Source organism: Cellulomonas biazotea, from assembly GCF_004306155.1.
In the GTDB taxonomy this organism is placed as follows: domain Bacteria; phylum Actinomycetota; class Actinomycetes; order Actinomycetales; family Cellulomonadaceae; genus Cellulomonas; species Cellulomonas biazotea.
In genome coordinates, this window is record NZ_BIMR01000405.1 from 1 (window position 1) to 6,027 (window position 6,027).

At 75.1% G+C, this 6,027-nt stretch carries 6 protein-coding genes and 1 tRNA gene; 6 read left to right on the forward strand and 1 reads right to left on the reverse strand.

The window, feature by feature from the left end; all coding sequences use genetic code 11:
* The first annotated feature begins 66 nt into the window (after window positions 1–66).
* Window positions 67–792, forward strand: coding sequence for a PIN domain-containing protein (locus CBZ_RS21900; protein ID WP_246013558.1), 726 nt, complete (start codon window positions 67–69; stop codon window positions 790–792).
* 7 nt (window positions 793–799) lie between these two features.
* Here the strand turns inward: CBZ_RS21900 and CBZ_RS19375 are convergent, their stop codons facing one another.
* The gene (locus tag CBZ_RS19375; protein WP_130783081.1) at window positions 800–1,366 is read right to left on the reverse strand and encodes a GNAT family N-acetyltransferase; all 567 of its coding nucleotides are present in this window, start codon (window positions 1,364–1,366) and stop codon (window positions 800–802) included.
* A gap of 136 nt (window positions 1,367–1,502) precedes the next feature.
* Between CBZ_RS19375 and CBZ_RS19380 the strand changes: the two genes are divergently transcribed.
* The 5 genes from CBZ_RS19380 to CBZ_RS19400 all read left to right on the forward strand — a co-directional run bounded on the left by CBZ_RS19380 (window position 1,503) and on the right by CBZ_RS19400 (window position 5,947).
* Window positions 1,503–1,594, forward strand: a tRNA-Ser gene (locus CBZ_RS19380).
* Between the two features lie 345 nt (window positions 1,595–1,939).
* Window positions 1,940–3,517: a methyl-accepting chemotaxis protein gene (locus CBZ_RS19385; protein WP_130783082.1), complete on the forward strand. Its 1,578-nt coding sequence runs from the start codon at window positions 1,940–1,942 to the stop codon at window positions 3,515–3,517.
* Between the two features lie 90 nt (window positions 3,518–3,607).
* Window positions 3,608–5,023, forward strand: coding sequence for a DUF2252 domain-containing protein (locus CBZ_RS19390; protein ID WP_130783083.1), 1,416 nt, complete (start codon window positions 3,608–3,610; stop codon window positions 5,021–5,023).
* Window positions 5,024–5,135: 112 nt separating this feature from the next.
* A complete protein-coding gene (locus tag CBZ_RS19395; RefSeq protein ID WP_130783086.1) occupies window positions 5,136–5,462 on the forward strand; it encodes an ArsR/SmtB family transcription factor in 327 nt (108 codons plus the stop codon).
* On the forward strand, window positions 5,459–5,947 hold the full coding sequence (locus tag CBZ_RS19400; RefSeq protein ID WP_130783084.1) for an SRPBCC family protein: 489 nt from the start codon (window positions 5,459–5,461) through the stop codon (window positions 5,945–5,947). Before CBZ_RS19395 ends, CBZ_RS19400 begins: the two co-directional genes overlap by 4 nt.
* The last annotated feature ends 80 nt before the right edge of the window (window positions 5,948–6,027 follow it).

Sequence of the window (6,027 nt, forward strand, 5' to 3'; positions counted from 1 at the left end):
TCGGCGTCGGTGCGGGCGCGTCGTGGTCCCGCGAGGGGTCGTGCAGCCGTGAGCGATCATGGAGAGGTGACCCTGACCGCGCCCCGACCGCCCGCCGTGCGCCACGGCGCGCCCGGGCGCGCCGACGGGTCGCCCGGGCAGGTGGTCCGGACGTCGGTGCTGCCGAGCCCGCGGGTGCCGCTCGACGACGAGCCGTCGGGCCCGCTCGGGCCGGTCGAGCCCGTCACCGGCCCCGACGTGCAGGGCCCGGTCGAGCCGTTCCGGGTGTCGCACCCGTTCGCGCCCGTGTCCGCGCCGACGGCGAGCGTCGGACCGCCTGCCCCGTCCGACCACCACGGTCCCGGGGCGCCCGAGCCGGTCGCGCGGACGCGCGTGTACGTCGACGGGTCCGCGCTCACGCGCTACCTCGACGGCGCACCCTGCCGGGACGACTGGCTGGCGTGGGTCGCGGAGCACGAGGACCGGCTCGTCACGACCTTCCTCGGCGTGAGCGAGCTGCGTCGCGTCGCCCGGCCGCGCGGCGTCGAGGCGCACGGCGTCGCGCACGACGTCACCGACCGTGTCGAGGTGGTGCGGTTCTCCGACCAGTCGCTGCGGGCCGCCGCCCGCGTGTCGAACGTCCTGCCGTCGTTCGTCGCCCTGCACGTCGGTGCCGCGGTGGCGCACCCGGAGGTCGGCGAGGTCGCGACGTACGACCTGCCCCTCGCGCAGGCGGCCACGCTCTACGGGCTGGACGTCGTGAGCCCGGGCTGGCCCGACCGCTGGTGGGAGCAGGCGCCCCCCGCGGCGTGACGACCGGTCAGGTCAGCTCGCGGTAGACGCGCAGCGCCTCCGGCGACAGCGGGCGGTCGGCGTACACCAGGCGGACCGCCGCCGGGTCCGGGTTGCCGGCGTCCGGGCCCCGCCACACGAGCTGGAACCCGGCGCGCTCGGCCGCCCGCCGCGACCCCTCGTTGTGCTCGAGCAGGTAGGCGACGACGGGCAGCTCGGGCCGCAGCCGTGCGGCCGCGGTCCGGCCCGCGGCGACGAGCTCCTGCGCGTAGCCGTGCCCCCACGCGTCGCGAGCCAGCCGGTAGTACACGTTCCACGCGACGCCCGCGCGGACGCTGCACCCGCCGACGCCGACGAGCGCGCCCTCAGGGTCGTCGCGGCGGCGGACCGTCCAGATGTCGAGGCCGTGCGCCCGCCAGCCCGCCTCCGCCCGGTCGAGCATCGACCGGGTCATCGCGATCTCCGTGTGCCGACCGGACGGGAGGTGCTCCCAGACCGCCGGGTCGGCGTGCAGGGCGTGCAGCGCCGGCAGGTCGGCCTGCGTCGGGGCGGCGAGCACGAGGCGGTCGGTCAGCGTCGTGGTGGTCGTGGGCACCGCACCAGGCTAGGAGCCACCGCCGACGTCCCCGGGCGGACGCGCTGGCCGGGCCGCCCCGACGCGTCGTGGCGCTGTGGGAGACTCGTCGCCGGAGCGTCCGGGCTCGCCCCGGCAGGGGCTCCGGACGGCGCCGGGAGGGCTGTCTGAGCGGCCGAAAGAGACGGTCTTGAAAACCGTTGGGGCGGGACACCCCCGTCCTCGTGGGTTCGAATCCCACGCCCTCCGCCGATCGTCGAGGGTCAGCTCAGAGCGCTGCCGTGCGATCTGCCGCCGGCGGCACGCGATCTGCGCCCGCCACGACGTCCGGGCCGCGTCCCTCGAGGTCAGGCGTCACCTACTCGTGCGCGCGCCGTGCGGTGGACATGTACGCCAGCGTCTGCCGCGCCAGCTCGGTGCAGGCCAGCCACCACTGCTCGACGTTGGGCCATCGGTCCAGCCCGGTCGTCCCCGCTCCCGGCGAGCCCTTCACCGACCGCCGGGCCGCGTGGCCTTCACCCGGGCAAAGCGCTCAGGTGTCCGCCGTGGCGGCCGACGAGAGGGCCGAAGCCCCCCGTCGCACCCGGAGGACACGTGTCCCGTCTCGCCGCCCTCGGCATCCGTACCCGCCTGCTCGCCCTCGCCCTGCTGACCGCCGCCGGTCTGGTGGCGCTCGTCGTCGTGGCGGTGAGCGGGATCGAACGCCGCATCGTCGAGGAGCGGCAGCACGCGACCCGGGCGGTCGTGGAGACCGCGCTCGGGGTCGTGGAGCACTTCGGGCAGGCCGCGGCGGACGGCGAGCTGAGCCACGACGAGGCCCAGGCGGCCGCGCTGGCCGAGCTCAGCACGCTGCGGTACTCCGGCGAGGAGTACTTCTGGGTCAACGACATGCAGCCCATGATGCTCATGCACCCGATGAAGCCCGAGCTCGACGGCACGGACCTCACGGAGAACACCGACCCGGACGGCAAGCACCTGTTCGTCGAGATGGTGGACGTCGTGAAGGCCGACGGCGCCGGGTTCGTGGCGTACCAGTGGCCGAAGCCGGGCGCGGAGGCGCCGCAGCCCAAGATCTCGTACGTCGCGGGGTACGAGCCGTGGGGCTGGGTCGTCGGGTCGGGGATCTACCTGGACGACGTGCGCGCGGCGGCCGTCGCGGACGCGCGGGGTGTCGTCGGGGCGGGTGCGGCGGTCCTCGTGCTGCTGGTGCTGGTCAGCCTCGCGGTGTCGCGGTCGATCGTGCGGCCCATCGGCGACGCGACGCACGCGCTGCGGTCGGGCGACGCGCGGGTGCGGCTCGACCGGGGTCGCGGCAAGGAGCTGGACGGCCTCGCGGTCGCGCTGAACGACACCCTGGACCGGACGGTCGCGGCGGCGGAGCAGGTGACGCAGGCGGCCCACGAGGTGCAGGAGTCGGTGCGGGCGCTGGCCGGCACGAGCGAGGTCCTGACCGGCGCGGCCGACGACTCGACGCGCCTCACGGCGGCGGTCGAGACGAGTGCCGGGGACGTCGCGCAGAGCATCGACATGGTCGCGACCGGCGCCCACCAGATGGGCGCGTCGATCCACGAGATCGCGCGCAACGCGAGCCAGGCGGCGGTCGTCGCGGCGGAGGCGGTCGAGATCGCCGCGCGCACGTCGCGCACCGTGCAGCAGCTCGGCGAGTCGTCCGCGCAGATCGGCAGCGTCGTCAAGGCCATCACCGCGATCGCCGAGCAGACGAACCTGCTGGCCCTCAACGCGACGATCGAGGCCGCACGCGCGGGGGAGGCCGGCAAGGGCTTCTCCGTCGTCGCGGGCGAGGTCAAGGAGCTCGCGGCGGAGACCAGCAAGGCGACGAGCGACATCGGGCAGCGGGTCGACGCGATCCAGTCGGCCGTGGCGCTCGCGACGCGGGAGATCGAGCAGATCCACGACGTCGTCGGCAAGATCAACGACTTCCAGACGACCATCGCGGGCGCCGTCGAGGAGCAGACCGCGACGACGTCGGCCATGGCGAACGCCGTGAGCGAGGCGGCGTCCGGTGGGCGCGGCATCGCCGAGAACCTGCGGGTGGTCGGCGAGGCGCAGCAGCGGGCGTCGGACGGCATCGGCACGATCCGGTCCGCGACGCGCGAGCTCGAGGTCACGGCCCGGCGGCTGCACGAGTCGGCGGAGTCGCTGCGGTCCTGACGCCGCCCGTCGGGCAGGTCGTCGCACCCTTGGGCACCTCGGGCGCCGCGGAGTAGCGTCCGCGGTACCGGCTCGGGGAAGGGGCAGGTCGTGACGGTCGACGAGGACGAGGACCTGGCGACGGGACGGACGCGTGCCGAGCGGGAGGCGGCCGGGAAGCGCGCCCGCCGGCGGCTGCCGCGCGAGGCGCTCGCGGACCTGGCGCCGCGCGACGGACGCCCCGACGCGCTCACGCTGATCGTCGAGCAGGAGCGCAGCCGCCTGCCGGACCTGCTCGCGCTGCGGCACGGGCGGATGGCGGAGTCGCCGTTCGCGTTCTACCGGGCGACCGCGCTGGTCATGGCGGCGGACCTCGCGGCCTCGCCGGGCACGGGTCTGGTGACGCAGCTCTGCGGCGACGCGCACCTGTCGAACTTCGGGGTGTACGGGTCGCCCGAGCGGCGGCTGCTGTTCGACCTCAACGACTTCGACGAGACGCACCCCGGGCCGTTCGAGTGGGACGTCAAGCGGCTGCTCGCGAGCGTCGACCTGGCCGCGCGGGCCGTGGACGTCGGCGCGCGGCGGCGCCGGGAGGTCGTCGTCCGGGCCGCGCGTGCGTACCGGGAGGCCGTGCGCGAGTTCGCGAGCCAGAGCTCGCTGGCCGTCTGGTACGCGCGGGCCGACGTGGACGACCTCGTCGACGTCGCGGACGACATGGGGCGGTCGGCCGGTCGCCGGACCCGCGAGGTCGTCCAGAAGGCCCGCCGGCGTGACCACCTGCAGGCACTGTCGAAGCTCACGGTCGTCGTGGACGGCGAGCACCGGTTCGTCGACGACCCGCCGCTCGTGTCGACGCTCGAGTCGATCCTCACGGCGCAGGAGGCGGCGCAGTTCCGGCAGGGGATCGCCGACCTGCTGACGGACTACCGCTCGACGCTCTCGCCCGACCGCCGGCACCTCGCGGGCCGGTACCGGGTCGTCGACGTGGCACGCAAGGTCGTGGGGGTCGGCAGCGTCGGGACGCGCGCGTTCGTCGTGCTGCTGCAGGGGGTCGACGCGGACGATGCCCTGGTGCTGCAGGCGAAGGAGGCGCAGGCGTCGGTCCTGGAGCCGTTCGCGGGCCCGGGCCGGTACGCGCACCACGGCCAGCGGGTCGTCGAGGGGCAGCGGCTCATGCAGGCGGCGAGCGACGCGATGCTCGGCTGGCAGAGCTCCCCGGGGGTCGACGGCGTGCCGCGTGACTACTACGTCCGGCAGTTGCGGGACTGGAAGGGGTCGCTGGACCTCTCGGAGGCGCGGCCCGCGGGCCTGGAGCGGTACGCCGCGGTGTGCGCGTGGACGCTGGCCCGGGCGCACGCGCGTGCGGGCGACGCGATCGCGATCGGGGCGTACCTCGGCGGCTCGGGCGTCGCCGACGAGGCGTTCGCGGACGCCGCGCACGCGTTCGCGGAGCGGACGGAGCGCGACCACGCCGAGCTCGTGGCGGCGGTCGAGGACGGGCGCCTCGCGGCTACCCGCGGGGTGTGAGCCCGCTCGCGCTCAGCAGGGTCGGCTCGATCGGGTTGCCGGGCCGGCTCTCCCGGCGGGGTGTTGTGGTCGCGACGACACCGGCGTAACGTACAACCACATGGTTGTAGGAATGGACATGGACCACGTCGACCGGGTGTTCGCCGCCCTCGCCGACCGCACCCGCCGGGACATCGTCCGGCGCGTCCTGCACGAGCAGGAGTCCGTGTCCGCCCTGGCCCGGCGGTACGACATGAGCTTCGCCGCCGTCCAGAAGCACGTCGCCGTGCTCGAGCGCGCGGCGCTCGTCACCAAGCACACGCACGGCCGCGAACGGCTCGTGCGCGGCAACGTCGAGGCGATCCGGGCCGCGTCCCGGCTGCTCGACGCCTACGAGGAGATCTGGCGCGGACGCCTCGACCGCATCCACGCCCTGCTGGCCGAAGGAGAAGAGACATGACCGTCGTCGAGAGCCGCAAGGACGTCGACACCCTCACGCTCGTCGTCGCCACCGAGCTCGCCGCACCGCCGGAGAAGGTGTGGGACGTCTGGGCCGACCCCCGCAAGCTCGAGCGGTGGTGGGGGCCGCCGACCTGGCCCGCCACGTTCGTCCACCACGACTTCGTCGCCGGCGGCGAGGCGCGCTACTACATGACCGGACCCGAGGGCGAGAAGGCCCACGGCTGGTGGCGGTTCACGCGCATCTCGCCCACCGACGGGCTCGCGTTCGACGACGGCTTCGCCGACGACTCCGGTGAGCCCCAGGAGGGCGGGCCCGTCATCCACGGCACCGTGACCCTCGACGGCACCGCGACCGGCACGCGCATGACCATCACCTCGCGGTTCGACACCCTCGAGCAGATGGAGGAGGTCGTCGCGATGGGGATGCTCGAGGGCATCACCGGCGCCCTCGGCCAGATCGACGCGATCCTCGCGGAGGCCTGACGCGCGACCGGCCGGGGCGACCGCCGAGCGCGGCGCCCCGGCCTCGCCGACGCGCGGGCGCCGCCGCCTCGCCGACGCGC